The organism is Mesorhizobium sp. M7A.F.Ca.US.011.01.1.1 (assembly GCF_003998295.1).
Lineage (GTDB): Bacteria > Pseudomonadota > Alphaproteobacteria > Rhizobiales > Rhizobiaceae > Mesorhizobium.
The window spans coordinates 20,978-40,045 of sequence record NZ_RZRT01000016.1 but is presented as its reverse complement, the minus strand read 5'-3'; the positions used below and the strand labels follow the sequence as shown (position 1 = coordinate 40,045).

Sequence of the window (19,068 nt, the reverse complement as noted above, 5' to 3'; positions counted from 1 at the left end):
TCCTTCGCGGGATATTTGCGGGCAAGGCCCGGCTTTCGCCGCCCTTGCCGGGGCGGCGTCGCAATAGATTATGGAATTGGCCCGGATTTCGCCGGGTCTAGTGCCGCTCTCTTGAGGTCGAAGCGCGGCCTGCCCGGTTCGCTGCTTCGCGACGGGTATCAGTCGGTGCGCAACCGAACCGCGTCCGGTAGTGCTTGCAGAATTGAGACTGGTCGGCAAAGCCCCAGCGGTAAGCAATCTCGGCAACGCTGCTGATGTTGGTCACCGACATCAGTTCCTCGGAGCAAAGTTCAAGCCGGGCGTCGCGGATGAAGCCGTTGATCGACTGGTTGCTGTCCTGAAAAAGAACCTGCAGGTAACGCAGGGAAATCCCGCAGGCATCGGCCACCGCCTGCGGGCCGAGGCCGGAATTCTTCAGATTGTCGCGAATATACTGCTCGGCACGATGCAAATGGCCGGCCCGGATCGACGAGATGCTGCTGTCCAGCACGCGATCGTCGCTCACGATCGACAGGCACAGCATTTCCAGGATGTGCCTGCCCATCATCTCACGAGCGACTTCAGTGATCTCATCGACATGGCCGATCGTGGTTCGCACCGTGTCAAGGAAGAGCGCGGCGACGCCTTGGGTTGCGTCGAAACTGAGCGCACTGAGCCGTTCGGCAGACCCGATCCGCGCCCGAACGCTCGACGACGGCACCTTCAGGACCCACAGCGCGTTTGGCTTGCCGTGCCAGAATTCGTAAGGCGCATCTCCCCTCTCAACGAGGAAGCCCCCCGGACCGCAATTGACGGTCCTCGACCCTTGCGAGAAATTCACCTCCGACATCTCCGGGATGGTGATGAGCAGGCTGGCGTCACGTTCGTTGAGGAAGTGGCGGCGATGGCGGCGATAGCTTACGGCATCGCAGCGCATTTTAGACACGCTGACGAGCCCAAGCGAGAAGGTTTCCAGCGTGCCTGAAAATTCACGACGGTTCCGATACTCGGTGTCGAGCGGAAAATAGGCTTCGGTAACAGCGGCTTGCCAGGCATCACCGCCTGTGGGACCGCCGATCGTATCGACGACGTATTTCATTCCCCGACCTTTCTGGTTGACCCCGGTTAGCCGGTGTTTTTCTGAAGATTACAGGAATCCGCCGGCGCGTATTGGTCAAAAACGAATAAACTTATGTGGCCGTTTGGCCCAAGGGCCGGAGCTCGCGACGGTTTCAATTGTCGTCACGGTCCTGGTGTGCAGTTGATCAAACCAGCCTTGGGCGCGCAAACCGCAAGCCAACTTGGAGCCAATGCATTCTTTTCGCACACTCATTCAGGATAAGTTGGCCAGCGCCGGGATCGCCGCCATGTTCTGTGCCAGGCCGACGGTCACCGCCGCCTCGGCCAGTTCCTGCGCACCCTTCACCCCGAGGATCTTGAGCGCGATGTGGGCCAGCGGACGCGTCCGGTGGCGCCGCCAACCAGACCGAGCGCCATCGGCATCTCGATCGTCCCCCGAGAAACCCTGTTTCGCCAAAAATGGTGACGATCCGCTCGGCTCCTCGGTCGTTTTGGCCCATGAGCCCAACCCTTCCACGCGCCGAAGCAACGCGCCGGCCTAGTCGGCCGCCGGGATAATCCGCCAAATCTTGTTGCCCACATCATCCGCGATCAGCAATGCGCCAGTTCGGTCGATGGCGACGCCAACCGGACGACCGAATGCCTTGTCATCGTTGCTCAGAAATCCGGTGAGCAAGTCCTGTGGCGGCCCCGACGGCTTGCCGTCGGCAAACGGCACGAAGATCACCTTGTAGCCGCTTCGCGGCATGCGATTCCATGAACCATGCTGGCCGACAAAGGCGCCATTCTTCATGTGCGGGCCGAACAGGTCGGCGGTGTTGAAGGTGAGCCCAAGCGACCCGGTGTGCGCCCCGAGTGCGTAGTCGGGCACGATCGCCTTGCCGACGAGGTCCGGACGCGGTGGCTGCGCCCTGACATCGATGTGTTGGCCGAAATAGCTGTGGGGCCAGCCGTAGAAGGCGCCATCCCTGACCGATGTCATGTAGTCGGGAACGAGGTCGCTGCCGATCTCGTCCCGCTCGTTGACGACCGCCCAGAGTTCCCCGCTTTCAGGGTTCCAGGAGAGGCCGTTCGGGTTGCGCAGACCCGACGCAAAGAGCCGCGTCTGCCGCGTCGCGAGGTCGATTTCGTGCACGGCGGCGCGGCCTTCTTCCTCCTCCATGCCGTTTTCGCCGACATTGGAGTTGGAGCCCACGGTGGCATAGAGCTTCGTTCCGTCCGGACTGGCAATGACGTCCTTGGTCCAATGGTGATTGCGGCCGGCCGGAAGGTCGACGATCTTCTCGGACGGAGCAGTGATCTCGGTGGTGCCGTCGCGATAGGGGAAAGCGACGACCGCGTCGGCATTGGCGACATAGAGCTTGCCGTCGAGCAGCGTCATGCCGAAGGGCGAGAAGAGGCTGCTGAGGAGGGCTGTCCTGGTCTCAGCCACGCCATCGCCGTTCTCGTCGCGTAACAGCGAGATACGGTTGGCGCTCCGCACCTCGGCGCCAGCCCGGCTCTGGAACAGGTTCATGAACCAGCCACGTATGGAAAAACCTTCGTCAGGTTTTGGCGGCGCGTTGCTTTCGGCGACCAGCACGTCGCCATTGGGCAGCACGTGCAGCCAGCGCGGATGGTCGAGGCCGCCAGCGAATTCGTTGACGGCGAAGCCTTGGGCGGCGACCGGCATCTTGCCTTGGGGCCAAGGGGTCGCCTCGGCAACGTGGACCGTGGGTATCCAGGTCGGATTGGGTTCGGCGAGCGTCGGGTTTGGACCGTAGGTCTGCTCGATCGGAACGGTGGCCTGTTCGCGCGAGAAGAAGAACAAGCTCGCCCCCGCGATTACGACGAAGGCGACAATGACGAGTAAAACGCCGAGAATTTTTCGCATCAGATATTCCCGAGATTGGGACAGTGACGTAACGCCATCAGGGCGTTCCGGTTGCGGCGGCACGCGACATTTGCACGAAATAGGCGGCCAGTGCGGCAATATCGTCGTCCGAGAGGTTTTTAGCAGCGTTGCGCATCAGATGGGCGAAGCGCGTGCCGCCGCGCTTTTCCTCGCGGAAAAGCTCGAGCTGGGTCGCAATGTATTTGGCGGGCTGTCCGGACAGTTCCGGATAGATGGGGTTGCGGTCCGGACGACCGTGGCAACCCAGGCATGCCGGAACGTCGCGCTCCGGGATGCCGCGTCGCGCGATCTCATCGGCACGCGCGAGCCGGGCACGGTCCGGTTGCGTTGACGTTGCAGGCGCAGGCAGCGCGGAAAAATGCCGCGCGAGATCGGCGAGGAGTGCAGGGTCGACAGCGGTGACAGAAATTCCCATGACACCGCTCTGGCGGTGGCCGGCGCCGTAGGCTCTCAAACTTTCAAGAAGATAAGTTTCGCGCTGAGAGGCCAAGACGGGCGTTGCGGGGCTCCGGCCGAGCCCATCTGTGCCGTGGCAGCGGGTACAGTCGGCGAGTGCGCGTTCGAGGCCTCGTGTTTGGCCAGTCGGCGGTTCGCTACTGCCATAAGCAAGGTCGCGCCACCGCGCCTGGTCCATCATCGGCAGTTCGCGCAGGAAGGCGACCATCGCCCAGACTTCATCGTCGCGCTGCTGCGTCGGCCAGGCCGGCATGCCGGTGAAGCGCACGCCGTGCTGGACGATGCGGAAGAGTTCGGCGTCCGTCCATTCGCCGACCTTACCGGCAAGGTCCGGCGGCTGCGGCAGCATCGCAAGGACGGCGGGCGAGCGCGGTTCGCCGGGCGCGCCGTGGCAGATGGCGCAGCCGCGGGCGAAGTGGCCGGCAGCCGGCTGAATAGCGTAGCGCGGCAGCTCGTCCGGCACCTTGACCGTGAGTGCGTATGTCCGTACGGCCGAGCGCATGGCGAAGTGCAGGAACCACTCGGTCACCTTCCAGTGGCCGGTCGAGGCGCCAACGTTGAAGAAGCCGATCCAGGTCGCGAAAAGCACGGCGGCCGGCAAAATCGCCAAGCCTATCGCCAAGTGTTTCCAGTTGACGTGCATCAGCCGGCCAGCCTCTCGGTTTTGCCGCCTAGGAGCCTGGCAAGCAGGAAGACACCTCCAGCGAGGTAAGCGGCAGCGCCGATCATCAACATGATGATGCCGCCGAGCGCTTGGTCCTGTCCCGCCCCGAGCACGAGGCCGAAGCACGTCACATCGCTGAGGCCATAGAGCGGTCGCGAGGCGAGCGAGAGCAGCGCGCCAAGCAACGTCATGTGGATGGAGGTCAGGAGCAACGCAAAGGCGCCGGCAGCGTCCCTAGCCGGCGCATCGGAATTGCGCGGCGCCACGCACGTCAGCCACAGGAACAGCCCGGCGCCAAGGAAGGACACCTGCTCGATCATGGTGGCGATGGTCGATGTCTCGGCCCACTGGCGCGCAGCCGGCGCATGCCAGCCCCAGACGACAATCAGTTCGACGAGAGAGGCGATAAGGGGAGCGGCGGTGGCCACGGAGCGTATCGTCCTGGCAATACCGATTGCGATCAGCGGCGCCGCGATCGCGACGACGCCCATGTGGGCAAGCATGTGGGCCGCGAACGAGCCACGCCATGCATCGAGCAGCGGTCCCGCCCAGACCAGCGCGAGGGTGACGAAGCCCAGCAACAGGCTTGCCGTCCTCATGAGGAGCATCCGTCGATGAAGAGCAGCGGCAGCGCCACGTAGAGCACGGCGACGAAGCTCAGGCCGCAAAGCAGTAGCGTGGCAAACCCCTGGAAGAGGTTGCGGTCCGTCGCTGTGGGATCGTCGTGCGGCGGGTCGTTCGTGCCGAAGCCCCACTGCCTCCAGGCGAGCCACCCAGACAAGACGATCATCGCGAGTGCCGCCAGCGTCATAGCCACTATGCCAGCCTGGACGACAGCGAAACCGAGGTCACCGCGCTTTGCACACCAGATTGCGGCCAGTGCGTAACAGGCGAGGAAATGTCCGGCCCAGATCACGGGCGCGGTGAAGAGCGTCCAGAGCGTTTCGACCTCTTTGGGAATGATGCGCATCACCGTCTCACATCGCTTCAGGGAAAAGACCGATGACGGCGAAGGTGATGACAGCGGTGATCGCCATAAAATGCCAGTAGAGCGCGACGTTGTGCAGTTCCATGTCGTGCTCCCGCGTCAGGCGACCGGCGAGGCTGCGCGCAAGGCAATAGAGCTGCATGACGGATCCGACCGCGGCATGAGCAAGCGCCCAGATGACGAGAATCCAGACGATCGCCGGATAGACATGCGCGGTCGGCTGCATGTCATGCTGCCAGGGTCCGGCAAAACCGGCTGCAGAGGCAGCAAGCGTCAGCAGAAACGCGGCAACAAGCGCAACGCGTGCGCCGTCGATCCACCCGCTTGCGTTCAGTCGGCGCGCACCAAGCATCGCGACCCATGCGGCGACGAAGAGAGACAGCGCGATCATCGGCCACCGCATACCGGGACCCGGCTGCCCCAGAGTGAAGTCGGGATGGATGGTCCAGTAGAAGAAATAGCCGAAGATGAGGCTGGCGAAGGCAGTTCCGTCGCCAACCATCGTAATGAACATCGCCCACCAGCCAACAGAATCCGGACCGGAGGCATAGAGCGGCAAGCGCAGTCCAAGGCCGACATCCTTGGTCTTCTTTTCCGGGGTTTCGCCGGTGCCGGTCCAGAGCCACCACAAAATGGCAGAGAGCGTGCCGATGCCCGACAATAGGGCGAGGATCCAGAGTTCGAAGGTGAGCGCGACGAAGACGCCGCCGAGCAATGCGGCCGAGATTATTGTGATCGTGGTTGATGTCGCCACGCGCTGGCACTGCAGCGGATGGGCGTCGAGCACCGAGGTGATGAGCGTCTCGCGGCGATTCTCCTTGGCACTGCGAAGATAATAGGCGCCCCCATTGACCTTTTGCATCAGATCCGCCTGGTCCCAAAGCGGATACCGGCTCTCGATGATCGGAATGGATCGAACGCCCCAGTTCTCCTCGGGCTCGTTCAGCCATTCGAGCGTGCCCGCCTTCCACGGATTCTGCTCGCTGCGGGGTTCGCGATGCTTCGGCCGTACAACATCGAAGACAACCACCAGCACCCCTGCCGCGAAAACATAGGCGCCGATCGTGGAGATGAGATTCAGCCAGTCCCACCCGATCCCCTCGGGGTAGGTGAAGACGCGGCGCGGCATCCCGCGCAGGCCGCTGAGATGCATCGGAAAGAAGGCGACGTTGAAGCCGGCAAACATCAGCCAGAAGGCGGTGCGCCCGAGACGGGGCGAGAGCATCCGCGCATTGATCAGCGGGTAATAATAGTAAACGCCGGCGACCAACGGGAACAGCATTCCACCGATCAGCACGTAATGCAGATGTGCGACGATAAAATAGGTATCGTGCGCCTGCCAGTCGAACGGCACGAGCGCGACCATCACGCCGGTCAGCCCGCCGATGACGAAGATAGCGAGCCCGCCGGCGCCAAACAGCATCGGCACCGAGAAGATGACACGTCCGGCCAGCATGGTGGCGATGAAGACGAAGATCTGCACGCCGGTTGGAATCGCGACCGCTTCCGAGGCGGCAGAGAAGAATGCCAGCGAAATCTGCGGCAGGCCGGTCGCGAACATGTGGTGGACCCAGAGGCCGAACGATAGGAAGCCGGTGCCGACAGCAGCAAGCACGATCCAGGAATAGCCGACGATCGGACGTTGCGAAAAGGTTGGCACGATCATCGCCATCAGCGCGATGGCGGGCAAGAAGATGATGTAGACCTCGGGGTGCCCGAAGATCCAGAACAGGTGTTGCCACAGCAGTGGGTCGCCGCCCCGCGTCGGGTCGAAGAACGGCCAGTCGAACATGCGCTGCATCTCAAACAGGATGTCGCCGGCGATCAGCGGCGGAAAAGCGAATAGGATCATGCCCGCGACGATCAGCAGGTACCAGGCGAACAGTGGCATTAGGTTGATGCGCATGCCCGGCGCGCGGCACTTCATGATGCCGACGATCAGTTCGACCGCCGCAGCAATGGAGGCGACTTCGATAAAGGAGAGGCCCAGCAGCCAGATGTCGGCACCAATGCCGGAATATGCCTTGTCAGTGGCAAGAGGCGGATACATGAACCAGCCTGAAGAGGGAGCGGCGTCGAAGAAGATCGAACCGCAAACGAAGACACCGCCGATCAGAAAGCTCCAGAAGCCGAAGGCGCCAAGACGGGGAAATGGCAGTTCACGCGCACCGAGCATTGGCGGCAGCAGAAAGATGGCGACGGCCTCGAAGATGGGCACGGCAAACAGGAACATCATCACGGTGCCATGCAGCGTGAAGGCCTGGTTATAGAAGTCGGCAGAGAGGAAATTGTTTCCCGGAACCGCGAGTTGCGTGCGCACAAGAAGCGCCAGAACGCCGCCAAACAGCATGAAGGCAAAGGCCGCACCCCCGTACCAGAGGCCAACCTGCGTATTGTTGACCGAAGTCCAGTAACGCCAGCCGATCGGCGTCTTCCAGACGAGGCGCAGCTGTTCTTCCTCGATCTTCTCTGCGGAGGGCAAGGCGTTTCGCTTGATGCGGGCTTTGAGGGTTGTCATTCGAGTCCCTTCAGCCAGGAGGCGATTTCGGCGATGTCCTGTTGGGGCAACATGTTGAAGTCGGGCATCTTCGAACCCGGCTTGATCAAATGCGGATGGGCGATGAAGCTACGAACGGCCTCATCGTCGGTGGGCAAAACGCCGGCACCAATCGTTCCCCGCGAACCCATATGCGAGAGATCCGGGCCGACACCACCCTCAGCTTGTGTGCCCGCAACGCGGTGGCACGCGCCGCAGCCGTTGCGAAGGAATATGTCGCGTCCGGGCAAGGATGCGCCGGGCGAAGGGTTCGCCCGCACAGCCAGCCATTCCCGGAAGGCAGCGGGCTGCATGGCGACGGCCGTGAAGGTCATCAGCGCGTGCGAGGTCCCGCAATATTCCGCGCAAGGGCCGCGGTAGGTGCCAGGTTTGGTAGCCAGCAACGAGAGCCGATTCACGCGACCCGGGATCATGTCCATCTTGCCACCGAGCGCGGGAATCCAGAAGGAATGGATGACGTCGGTGCTTTTCAGCAAGAACTCGACGCGCTCGCCAACCGGCAGCCTGATCTCGTTGGCGGAAAGAATAGGAACTCCGCCGTCAGCCGGGTGGTAGGCGACCCGCCACCAGAATTGCTCACCGGTCACTTCGATCCTGAGACCATTGGCTTCGCCGGCTCGTGCGAAAGGTCTCAGTCCAGGCATCAACCAAAGCGCATAGCCTAGCAAGAGAAAGAGGAGTAGCGAAGGAATGGCTGCCCCGCCCCAGAAAATCAGCCGGCTTGCAATACGCTCGTCTATGGGAGTGCGCTCATGACGCGTCGCGTGGACCAGAAGACCGATGACCGTCAGCCAGATAAAACCACCAGCAATGGCCATGAGCCAGAAAAGGTCAGCGATCTGGCGCGCTTCCTCTCCGGCCGGATCAAGCGCCGACTGGGCTCCCGAGCAGCTGGAACAGGTTCCCAAACATAACCACAGCGCGAGCCAGCGCACCGCAGCGAGTTCCGTAATCCGGGCGCTTGTGCTTGGAACTGTTGACGAATCTATCCCTCCAATCGATGCCCTTGCTCACAAACGCGCCCGCAACCGAGTGGTTGCGCCAAAACTTCAGTTTAGCGGCAATGGCCAGTGCTCATGCAATCTATGCGCGTCATTTGTGCGCCGGTAGGCTTCGCCGAGCCGGCCGTCGATCTCGAACATCTCGATCAGGAACCCGCGCCTCCGGCGCGGTTGCAACGCCAGTCCTGTAAATGTCCGCAACGCCAAGGGGGCGGCTCAGCCATCCTCCCTGGCGACCAGTAGAAAAGGTTCGCGCTCCGGCGTCGTCACCGAAAAGCCCGAAGGGCCCACCGCGCTGAAAAAGCGATGGAACATGTCGATGAAGACACGCACGAAGAGTGGCTTTGCCGAACCGTACATGTCGGCGACGATCAGCGTCGGTGGCGGCAGTTCATCGAGGATTGGTCTTCGAACGATCTCCTCGCCATCGGCGGTGGCGCGACCGATCGGCCGCATGTTGAGGACGGCCATGCCGAAGCCGGATGCGACGGCCGAGCGCACCGTTTCGTAAGAGCGCGTGCGAAAGCGCACCTCCGGCCGTTTCGCCAGCACGTCGAACAGGGTCAGGAGATAGGTCGCCGTGTGCGGCAGGTCGAGCAGCACCAGCGGCCGTGCCGCCAGTTCCGCCAGCCAGATGCCGTCGCGCGCGGCAAGGGGATCGTCTGCATTGAGCACGGCATGCGCCGGTACCTTGCAGATGCGGGTTACGCTGTCGATACCGATTGGACCGATATCGTAGAGAATGGCCAGATCGATCTGGCCGGCGACAAGCCGTTCCTGCAACTGGACCTGGTCGGCCTCGACAAGGTCGATCTCGACATCGCCGACGCTGTCGAGGTAGCTGCGCAGCATCTCCGGCATGAACAGCGCGCCGAACGGCTCGAAGCAGCCGATGCGCAGGACCTTCGGCACGCGCCCGTTGAGGTCTCCGATCGACCGGTTGAACTCCGTTTCCGCCGCCAGCATGATGCGGGCGGCGGCGACGAAGCGTTGGCCGGCCGGCGTGATGGAGACGCCGCGCGCCGGCCGCCTGTCGAAAATGCGCGCCTCCATCCCGGCCTCGGCCAGAGTGATCGCCGCGAGGATCGAGGATTGCGAGATGTAGAGCGATCTGGAGGCCGCCAGCACGCTGCCAAGGCGGGCGACTTCGCAGACATAGCGCAACTGCCGAATGGTCAGATTCATGGCTCTTTGTTACATTAAATAGCGAATATTCCCCACAACAATACATTTTATGGTGATGAAAAAACCCGCCAGATTGCCCGGGCTGACAAGGCTGCCGCAAGAGCGGCCATGAAGTGAGGGGTTCGAACTGCATGCCGAATGGGCTGTCTCCCATTGCCGACGCCGATGATCTGTGCCGCCTGGCTGCTGCGGAGCTTAGCGCCGCCTACCGCGCTGGATCGCTGTCGCCCGTCGAGGTGACGCTGGCGGCGCTGGATCGCGCCGAAGCGATCAATCCGCTTTTCAACGCTTTCACCATGATCGACCGCAAGGGTGCGATCGAGGCCGCAGGTGCTTCCGAGAAACGCTGGCGGGCAGGCGAGCCGCTGTCGGAAGCCGACGGCATACCGACGACGCTGAAGGACATCGTCTGGGTCGAGGGCTGGAGCGTGCGTTACGGCAGCCGGACGACGACTTCCGCCGCCTATGACAAGGATGCCCCCGCCGTTGCCCTGCTGCGCAGAGCCGGCGCCGTCTTCATCGGACAGACGACGACGCCCGAATTCGGCTGGAAGGCGATTACCGACAGCGGCCTCTGCGGCATCACGCGCAATCCCTGGAATGCGCAAAAGACCCCCGGCGGTTCCTCCGGCGGAGCGGCGGTGGCCGCCGCCACCGGCGCCGGCGTCTTCCATCTCGGTACCGATGGCGGGGGCTCGATCCGCATTCCGGCCTCGTTCACCGGCATCGCCGGATTGAAGCCGACCTTCGGCCGCGTGCCCGCCTATCCGTCCAGCGCGTTCGGAACCGTCGCCCATATCGGACCGATGGCGCGGACAGCACTCGATCTTTCCGTCATGGCCGGCGCCATGTCCGGCCGCGATATCAGCGACTGGCAGCAAGGCGTGGGAACGCTGGCGCCGCTTGGCCGGATCGAAGAAGTTTTGCGGGGCGCCCGGATCGGCTACTGGTCGAAGCCGCCTTCAGGAGCGCTGGATTCCGGGATCGCCGCCATCGTCTCCCATGCCTTGACGTGTTTCGACGCCTTCGGCGCGACGGTCGAGCCGATTGATCTTCCTGGTGGCGATCTCCTCGATCTGTTCCAGCATCACTGGTTCACCGGCGCCGCGGCGCGGCTGGCGCTGGTTCCGCCGAGCGAACGGGCGGGCATCGATCCGGGCTTCCTGGAGATCGCGCAGGCTGGGGCGGCGTTCGAGGTCCATACGCTCGTCGCCGCACAGTTGGAGCGCGCCGAATTCGGCGCCGCCATGGACCGGCTGCTAGACGACTATGATTTCATCGTTTCGCCGGGGACATCGATTCCAGCCTTCGACGTTGGCCTTGAAGTGCCTCTGGGCAGCGGCCTCTCGCGATGGATCGAATGGGCGGCGTTCAGCTACCCGATCAATCTCAGCCAGCAACCGGCCTGCGTCATCCCTTGCGGCATGACCGAGGCGGGCCTGCCCGTCGGCTTCCAGATCATCGGCGCGCGCGGCGACGATGCCCGCGTGCTTTCGGCGGCAGCCGATCTGGAAGCCGCTTTCGTGCCCATGACCCACGCGTTTCGCCAGAAAGATCTGGTGTGAAAGATTTCGCATGAAGAAAAGACTGTAACCAACGCCAAAAAGGGGAACTTTGCCATGATGAACAGACGTGCAATGCTGCAGGGCGTGGTCGGCACGGGTGCGGCCGGTGCCGCGCTTCTTGCCGATATGAACACTGCGGCGATCGCCCAGGACACCAAGCCCATTCCGGTCGGCTCGGCCCTGCCGATGTCCGGCATCGCCGCCGCCGACGGCATCGAGTTCAAGAACGGTCTCGAACTTGCCGCCGAGGAGATCAATGCGGCGGGCGGCATTCTCGGCCGGCCTGTCGAGATCCACATCGAAGACACCAAGGAAATGGGCGCCGACCTCGTCAGCCAGTCGATGCAGCGCCTGATCGACCGCTTCGAGGCGCCGGTCATCATCAATGGCTATAATCTCGGCACCAACATGATCGAGATGGACGTCGCCGCCGACAACGACGTCATCATGATGCACTACAACACGCTGATTTCGCACAATGAGAAGTTCAAGACCGACCCCGCCCGCTATTACAGCTCCTTCCAGGGCGATCCGCCGGAGTTCTGGTATGGACCGGGCTGCCTGAACTTCCTCAAGACGCTTGCCGCGGACGGCAAATGGAAGGCGCCCAACAAGAAGATCGCCATCATCCCGTCGGCCAACGAATATTCGATCGTCATCGCCAACGCGATCCGCGACAAGGCCGCCGAATACGGCTTCGAGGTTAGTCTGTTCGAGACCGTTCCGTTCCCGACCAACCAATGGGGACCGACGCTGGCGAAACTCCGCCAGGACCCGCCGGCGGCGATCCTGGTCACGCACTTCCTGCCGCAGGACCTGGCGCAGTTCATGGTCCAGTTCCTCGCCGAGCCGATCAACAGCCTGATCTACATGCAGTACGGACCATCGCTGCCGGCTTTCCGCGAGATCGGCGGTGAGGCGGTCAACGGCGTCTTCTATTCGACGGTGATCGGCTGCCTGCCGGACGATTTCTCCAAGCTGTTCCGCGAGAGCTACCGGGCCAAATTCGGTCCGAACTCGGCCTACATCACGGGATCGCAGACCTATGACGGCCTGTGGATGTGGGCGCTTGCCGCGGCAATCGCCGGTGGTCCAGGCGAACCGATGGACAAGGCGCAGACCACCAAGGTGGCCAATGCGATGAAGCGCCTGGTCTATCGCGGGGTCAACGGCACCTATCGGGCCGATCCGGCCGGCCAATCGGCCTTCTGCTATCCGACGCAGGTGGCCGATCCGTCGCTTGGCATGCCGCACCAGTTCCTGCAGCATCAGGATTACAAAACCGATCCGAAGCTGATCGCGCCGGCGCTCTATGCCACGGACAGCTTCATCCTGCCGCCATGGATCAAGTGACCGGACGCGGAAATGAAACCAACGACACCGGCCGGGCCCTTTGCCCGACCGGCTCCATTGGGTGAGAAATATGACTGAGGCCGCCGGTCCGATGCTGGTTTGTGACAGTGTGGTCAAACGGTTCGGCTCGCTGGCCGCCGTCGACGGCGTGTCGATGGTGGTCAATGCGGGCGAGATCGTTGGCATTGGTGGGCCAAACGGCGCCGGCAAGACGACCTTCTTCGACGTGGTGACCGGGATCACGCCGGCCAGTGGCGGCCGGGTGCATTTCGGCGACACCGACATTTCGGCGCTTCCGGCCGACCGCATCTGCCAACTCGGCATCGCCCGCACTTTCCAGCTCAATGCCGCCTTCGACAGCTTGACCGTTCGCGAAAACATCGAGATCGCCGCCTATTTCGGCCGGCAGCGGCGAAGGCTGGCCGGCTTCCGCCTCGGCGAGGATGTCCGGCAGGCAACGATCGAAGCGCTGGACTTCGTCGGGCTTGCGGCCAAGGCCGACGAGACCGTGGCGCGGCTGCCGGTGCTCGACCGCAAGCTGCTGATGATTGCCGGCGCCATCGCCACCCGGCCGAAAATGCTCTTCCTCGACGAGCCGGTGGGCGGGCTCAACGTCGCCGAGATCGACCAGATCATGGCGATGGTGCTGAAACTGCGCGACCAGGGACTGACCATCGTCCTGATCGAGCACGTCATGCGCTTTCTCCTGGCGCTCTCCAGCCGCGTGATCATCATGCACCATGGCAAGGTGATATTCGAAGGCCGGCCGGACAAGGTCGCCGAGGACCAGACCGTAGTCGAAACCTATCTCGGCCAGGGCACGCAGAAACGGCTGAAGAAATTCTTCGATGAGCAAGCTGCCATGACGAATCCGGCGGTGGGGGGAACGCCATGACGGGCGCAGCCGCAAAACCACCTGTCCTGCAACTCGACGGCATCGTCTGCGGCTATGACGGACTCGACGTGCTCAAGGGCATTTCGCTGACCGTTCATGCCGGTGAATTCATCACCGTCGTCGGCCCGAACGGCCATGGCAAGTCGACATTGCTCAAGACCATTTCCGGCCTAGTGCCGCTGCGCGGCGGTCAGATCAGCATCGACGGCCGGCGCCTGTCCGGCAAGCCGCATGAGACGGCGATGCTGGGCGTCGCCCACGTGCCTCAGGGCGATATGCTGTTCGCGCAGATGAGCGTGCTCGAAAACCTTTTGATGGGCGGCTATCTCGCGCCGGACAAGGCCGAGATCGCGCGTCGGCTGGACGAGGTCTACGCGCTTCTGCCGAAGCTTGCCGACCGTCGCAACCAGATCGCCTCGAGCCTATCGGGCGGCGAACGGCGCATGGTCGGCATAGGCCGCGGCCTGATGATGGGCGGGCGCATCCTGTTGATCGACGAGCCGTCGCTTGGCCTCGCGCCACTGATCATCGATCAGGTCTACGACGTCATTTCGCAACTGAGCAAGGCTGGGCGCACGATCCTGCTGGTGGAGGAGAACCCGGCCCGGGTCGAGGACCTCGCCGACCGCCTGCATCTGCTCGACGACGGCGCCATCGTCTGGTCAGGCAAGCCCGCCGAACTGATGGCGCGCGACGAACTCCTCGCAACCTACCTCGGAGGCTGACGCCATGACCGACGTTCTCATGGCCATTCTCGTCGCCGGCTTCACCTCGGGCGCGCTCTATGCGCTGGCGACGGTCGGGCTGTCGCTGGTCTGGGGTTCGATGGGCATGCTCAACATGGCCCATGCGGCGATGCTGACGCTTGGCGGCTACGTCGCCTTCACGGTGATCACCTCGCTCGGCCTGCCGGTCGCGATCGGTTTCGCCGGTGCCATCGTCGCGGGTGCTTTGGCTGGCGCCATCCTCTATTTCGCGATCGTTCGCAATCTCCTGCAGAATGACAAATCGACATTCGAAGCCAACGTCATGATCGCCACGGTCGGCATCGGCATCGCCCTCGAGAATGCCATCCTCCTGACCTATGGCGGGCAGCCGCTGAAGCAGCCGGTTTCGATCGCCGGTGCCTTACGCCTGGGGCCGCTGACGCTGCCGTGGCAGAACCTTCTGATCATCGCGGTGGTGGTCGTGATGATGGTGGTCGTCTCGGCGGCGCTCGGCCGCACGCGGATGGGCCGTGCGATCCGGGCGACGGCGCAGAACCGCGACGCGGCGCAGCTCATGGGCGTCGCCGTCCACCGCGTCTACCTGCAGGTGCTGATGCTGTCGGGCGCGCTCGCCGGCATCTGCGGCGTCATGGTCTCGTCGATGACGCAATTGTCGCCGCCACTCGGCAACGACCCGATGCTGAAGGCCTTCATCATGTGCGTGGTCGCCGGTCTCGGCAATCTACCGGGCGCAATCGCAGCAGCACTTGGGCTGGCGTTGCTCGAATCCTTCGTCCAGTACGCCTTGGGCGCCAGGTGGGGCTTTCCATCGCTGCTGTTCGTCGTCATTGCCGTGCTGATCTGGCGGCCGTCCGGCCTTTTCGGCCACGCCGAAATCCGGCGCATGTGAGGGGCATCATGACAGAGACACGTCGCATGTCCCGTTCCTCCATGTCTCGCTCGGCCAGGACTGATCTTGCCATCAGCCTGATGCTGATCGCGGCGGCGATCGCGCTGCCGTTCCTGGTCGACAGCCGCTACATCCTTGGCCAGATCGTGCTGGCGCTGTTCTATGCGACGATCGCCTCGCAGTGGAACCTCCTGTTCGGCTTCTCGGGCATCTTCTCGCTGGCGCAAATGGCGATCTTTGCCTTCGGCGGCTATGCGACGGCGATGCTCTGCTTCTATTTCGGCTGGAACGTCTGGGCAGCACTTGTGCCTGGCGCGCTGGGCGCCGTGCTGTTCTCGCTGGTCGTCGGCCTCGCCTGCCTTCGCCTCACCGGCGTTTATGTGGCGCTGCTGACGCTGGCGATCGCCCAGACGATGTATCTGCTGATCGTCACCGACACCGAATGTTTCGTCATGGTCGGCTCCGTCTGCCGCCAGTTCACCGGCGGCGCCGTCGGCTTTGCCCGCTTCGGCGACCTCGGCACCAGGGCCTTGCTCCGGGCGCAGTGGCTAGTCGGCAATTACGCCATCATCGCGGTGCTGTTCGCGCTCACCATGGTCTTCACCTACGCGATCGTCAAAAGCCCGATCGGCCTTGCCTTCCGGGCGCTGAAGGACAATCCGGGCTATGCGGTGGCCCGCGGCGTCAACCGCTTCCAGGCGCAGCTTCTGGTGTTCGGCATCTCCGCCTTCTTCACCGGGCTGGCCGGCGGTTTCTATGCCGCGCATTTCCAGGCGATCGGCCCCGGTGTGCTGTCGATGTCGCAACTTATGTTCATCATCGCCATCGTCGTGGTCGGCGGCGTCGGCACGTTCTGGGGACCGCTGGTCGGGACGGTGGTGCTGGTGCTGGCTGACGAATTGATGCGAGAGAGCGGCGAGTTCCGCACGCTCGGGCTCGGCCTGATCATCGCCCTGTCGGTGGTGTTGATGCCCAAGGGGCTGGTCGGCCGTTTTGGCGATCTCATCGACTGGCTCGGGCGCCGTCGCGCCAGCCCTGACAGCCCCGACAGCAAGCCGGCAGCAAGCAGCATTGTGCAAAGCCCGACCCCGGCCGGAAAGTGAGAGACTGACGATGTTCGATACGATCATAGTGGGCGCCGGCTCGGCCGGCTGCGTGCTGGCAAACCGGCTCAGCGCCGATCCTGCCCGCAAGGTGCTGCTGCTGGAGGCCGGGCGCGAGGCGCCGCTCGCCTCGGACGTGCCGTCGGACTGGCCGACCATGTTCAACACGCAAGTCGACTGGGGCTACCACACCGAGCCGCAGGCCGGCTGCCGCGGCAGGCGGGTGTTCTGGCCGCGCGGCAAGATGATCGGCGGCTCCGGCGCGCTGAACGCCATGATCTATATTCGCGGCCTGCCGTCCGACTATGATGGCTGGGCGGCGATGGGCTGCCCCGGCTGGGCGTGGGCTGACGTGCTGCCGGTGTTCAAGGCCAGTGAAAGCAATGCCGAACTCGGCAACGACCCGCTGCACGGCGCCGACGGGCCGCTGCATATCGGCAATGTCGGACATGTCGATCCCAACGAGCTTGCCTGGATCGAGGCTTGCAAGGCCGCCGGCTACAAGCACAATCGCGATTTCAACGGCGTCGAGCAGGAAGGTGTCGGCCTGTTCCAGTTCACCATCAAGAACGGCGAACGCTGGGGCACCGGCAAGGCCTATCTGCGCCCGGCGCGGGAACGACCCAACCTGACCGTGAAAACCGGTGTGCTGGCGACGGGCCTGATCGTCGAGAAGGGCCGGGTCAAGGGCATCCGCTATCTCGTCAATGGCGAACCTGAGACCGCTTTCGCCGACAGCGAGGTGGTGCTGTCCTCGGGCTCGATCGGCAGTTGCCAGCTGATGCTGCTTTCGGGCATCGGGCCGGCCGACGAACTCGCCCAGGTCGGCGTTGCTCCCGTGCACGACCTCCCGGGCGTGGGCAAGGATCTGCAGGACCACATCAACATTCCGATCACCTTCTATACCAAGGACAAGATCGGCGTCGGCGCCTGGACCGACGAGACGCTGCAGCGCGACTTCGCGGAATGGCAGACGTCGCGCAGCGGTCCGCGTTCCTCACCCTGGGTGGCGGCGGGCGGCTTCGTCAGGAGCCGGCCCGATATCGAGCCGGACCTGCAGCTTTACGGCGCCATCAGCCCGCATCGCGACTATGTTCGGTTTCTTTCGTCCAGGCCAGGCATCACGCTGCACACCACGCTGCAGCGGCCAGACAGCCGCGGCGAGATTTGCCTGCGCTCGGCCAATCCAATCGAATATCCGGCGATCGACCCACGTTACTTCATCAGCGACGAGGATGGCTCGGACATCGCCACGCTGGTCGAAGGCATCCGCATCAGCCGGCGCATCGCGGCGCAGTCGCCGCTTGCCGAAATGCTCGTCGGCGAAATCACGCCGAGCGCCGAATGCGAGAGCGACGCCGAGATCGCCGACTATATACGCGGCCACTGCACGACGCTTTATCACCCGACCAGCACCTGCCGCATGGGTTCAGATGCGATGGCCGTCGTCGATCCGACGTCGATGAAGGTTCATGGGCTGGACGGGCTTTGCATCGCCGACGCCTCGGTCTTTCCGAAAATGGTGTCGGGCAACACCAACGCGCCGACGATCATGATCGCCGAACGCGCCGCGTCAATGATCCTGGCGGGCTAGGAAACAAAACATGACGACAGGCTGGAATTTCCACGAACTCTATCTCTGGCACGAGACCGGCAATGCCGCGCAGTTCTTTCAGCCGAGCCTGACCATCGAGCCAGGCGAGCATGCGGAGAATGCCGACACGAAACGCCGATTCCGCAATCTGATGGAGGTTTCGGGCCTGACCGAGAAACTGTCCAAGATCGCCTCCGTCGCGGTGAGCGAGGATGACCTCGCCCTATTTCACGACCGCGACTACATCAGCCGTATCAAGCTGCTCAGTGATGGGCGCGGCGGCGATGCGAGCTATCTCACCCCCTTCGGCCATGGCAGCTACGAAATCGCCTGTCTGGCCGCCGGCGGCACGGCAGCGGTGATGGATGCGGTGTTGAGCGGCGATGTCGACAATGGCTATGCGCTGGTACGACCGCCCGGCCATCATGCCGAGCGCGGGCAAGGCATGGGCTTTTGCCTGTTCGGCAACGTTCCGGTCGCTATCCTGAAGAACCGGGCCAAACATGGCTTCGAGCGGGTCGCCAGCGTCGACTGGGATGTTCATCACGGCAACGGCACCCAGTCCGCCTTCTATTCGGACCCGTCGGTACTGACCATCTCGATCCACCAGGACGGGCTTTATCCGGATGACAGCGGTCTTCACAAGGAACGCGGCGAGGGCAAGGGCGAAGGCTACAACATCAATGTACCGCTGCCGGCCGGCTGCGGCCACGGCGCTTACATGTCCGTCTTCGAACGCGTCGTGCTACCGGCGCTCAATCGCTACAAGCCTGATCTCATCGTCGTGCCATCGGGCTTCGACGCCTCGGCGGCCGATCCGCTGGGGCGCATGATGCTGCATAGCGGCAGCTACCGCGACATGACGCGGATGCTGATGCAGGCGGCGGACGACCTCTGCGGCGGGCGCCTGATGATGTCGCATGAGGGCGGCTATTCGGCCTCCTACGTTCCCTATTGCGGCCTGGCGGTGATGGAGCAACTGTCCGGCATCAGGACGCATATCGACGACCCGTTCCTGCCGGTCTTCGAAAGCTATGCCGGCCAACCCGTGCAGCCACATCAGGCGGCCGCTGTTTCCAGGGCGGAGGAACTTTTGGGCGGCATCGCCTAGAATTCTGATTGCGGTCAGCCAATGAG

General features: G+C 63.4%; 17 protein-coding genes. 8 read left to right on the top strand and 9 right to left on the bottom strand.

Annotation, left to right across the window (positions count from 1 at the left end):
* Window positions 1-97: 97 nt before the first annotated feature.
* The 9 genes from EOA13_RS17130 to EOA13_RS17090 all read right to left on the bottom strand — a co-directional run bounded on the left by EOA13_RS17130 (window position 98) and on the right by EOA13_RS17090 (window position 9,804).
* Complete coding sequence (locus EOA13_RS17130; protein ID WP_023808993.1) at window positions 98-1,078, bottom strand: helix-turn-helix domain-containing protein; 981 nt, start codon at window positions 1,076-1,078, stop codon at window positions 98-100.
* 234 nt (window positions 1,079-1,312) lie between these two features.
* Window positions 1,313-1,516, bottom strand: a complete 204-nt coding sequence (locus tag EOA13_RS38775) for a hypothetical protein (protein WP_245490405.1) — start codon at window positions 1,514-1,516, stop codon at window positions 1,313-1,315.
* Window positions 1,517-1,597: 81 nt separating this feature from the next.
* A complete protein-coding gene (locus EOA13_RS17120) occupies window positions 1,598-2,932 on the bottom strand; it encodes a sorbosone dehydrogenase family protein (RefSeq protein WP_127294302.1) in 1,335 nt (444 codons plus the stop codon).
* 37 nt (window positions 2,933-2,969) lie between these two features.
* Window positions 2,970-4,019, bottom strand: coding sequence for a c-type cytochrome (locus tag EOA13_RS17115; protein ID WP_245490404.1), 1,050 nt, complete (start codon window positions 4,017-4,019; stop codon window positions 2,970-2,972).
* A gap of 32 nt (window positions 4,020-4,051) precedes the next feature.
* Entirely contained in the window at window positions 4,052-4,672 is a 621-nt protein-coding gene (locus EOA13_RS17110) for a cytochrome c oxidase assembly protein (protein WP_245490403.1), read from the bottom strand.
* On the bottom strand, window positions 4,669-5,043 hold the full coding sequence (locus EOA13_RS17105) for a hypothetical protein (protein WP_127294296.1): 375 nt from the start codon (window positions 5,041-5,043) through the stop codon (window positions 4,669-4,671). The genes EOA13_RS17110 and EOA13_RS17105 overlap by 4 nt, the downstream gene beginning before the upstream one ends.
* Before the next feature lie 7 nt (window positions 5,044-5,050).
* On the bottom strand, window positions 5,051-7,579 hold the full coding sequence (gene ctaD, locus EOA13_RS17100; protein WP_127294294.1) for a cytochrome c oxidase subunit I: 2,529 nt from the start codon (window positions 7,577-7,579) through the stop codon (window positions 5,051-5,053).
* Window positions 7,576-8,553: a cytochrome c oxidase subunit II gene (coxB, locus tag EOA13_RS17095; protein ID WP_281040870.1), complete on the bottom strand. Its 978-nt coding sequence runs from the start codon at window positions 8,551-8,553 to the stop codon at window positions 7,576-7,578. Before coxB ends, ctaD begins: the two co-directional genes overlap by 4 nt.
* A 282-nt stretch (window positions 8,554-8,835) precedes the next feature.
* Window positions 8,836-9,804 (bottom strand): LysR family transcriptional regulator, encoded by a 969-nt coding sequence (locus tag EOA13_RS17090; RefSeq protein ID WP_127294292.1) that lies wholly within the window; start codon window positions 9,802-9,804, stop codon window positions 8,836-8,838.
* A 131-nt stretch (window positions 9,805-9,935) separates the two neighbouring features.
* Here EOA13_RS17090 and EOA13_RS17085 point away from each other — a divergent pair, with 131 nt between their 5' ends.
* From EOA13_RS17085 to EOA13_RS17050, 8 genes are all read left to right on the top strand, one after another.
* A complete protein-coding gene (locus EOA13_RS17085; protein ID WP_127294290.1) occupies window positions 9,936-11,369 on the top strand; it encodes an amidase in 1,434 nt (477 codons plus the stop codon).
* 54 nt (window positions 11,370-11,423) lie between these two features.
* Complete coding sequence (locus EOA13_RS17080; protein WP_127294288.1) at window positions 11,424-12,722, top strand: ABC transporter substrate-binding protein; 1,299 nt, start codon at window positions 11,424-11,426, stop codon at window positions 12,720-12,722.
* Between the two features lie 70 nt (window positions 12,723-12,792).
* Window positions 12,793-13,617 (top strand): ABC transporter ATP-binding protein, encoded by an 825-nt coding sequence (locus tag EOA13_RS17075; protein ID WP_031212363.1) that lies wholly within the window; start codon window positions 12,793-12,795, stop codon window positions 13,615-13,617.
* Complete coding sequence (locus tag EOA13_RS17070; RefSeq protein ID WP_127294286.1) at window positions 13,614-14,342, top strand: ABC transporter ATP-binding protein; 729 nt, start codon at window positions 13,614-13,616, stop codon at window positions 14,340-14,342. The genes EOA13_RS17075 and EOA13_RS17070 overlap by 4 nt, the downstream gene beginning before the upstream one ends.
* 4 nt (window positions 14,343-14,346) lie before the next feature.
* Window positions 14,347-15,234 (top strand): branched-chain amino acid ABC transporter permease, encoded by an 888-nt coding sequence (locus EOA13_RS17065; RefSeq protein ID WP_127294284.1) that lies wholly within the window; start codon window positions 14,347-14,349, stop codon window positions 15,232-15,234.
* A gap of 8 nt (window positions 15,235-15,242) precedes the next feature.
* On the top strand, window positions 15,243-16,337 hold the full coding sequence (locus EOA13_RS17060) for a branched-chain amino acid ABC transporter permease (protein WP_127294282.1): 1,095 nt from the start codon (window positions 15,243-15,245) through the stop codon (window positions 16,335-16,337).
* A 10-nt stretch (window positions 16,338-16,347) separates the two neighbouring features.
* Window positions 16,348-17,931: a GMC family oxidoreductase N-terminal domain-containing protein gene (locus EOA13_RS17055; RefSeq protein ID WP_127294280.1), complete on the top strand. Its 1,584-nt coding sequence runs from the start codon at window positions 16,348-16,350 to the stop codon at window positions 17,929-17,931.
* A gap of 10 nt (window positions 17,932-17,941) precedes the next feature.
* Complete coding sequence (locus tag EOA13_RS17050; RefSeq protein ID WP_127294278.1) at window positions 17,942-19,042, top strand: class II histone deacetylase; 1,101 nt, start codon at window positions 17,942-17,944, stop codon at window positions 19,040-19,042.
* The last annotated feature ends 26 nt before the right edge of the window (window positions 19,043-19,068 follow it).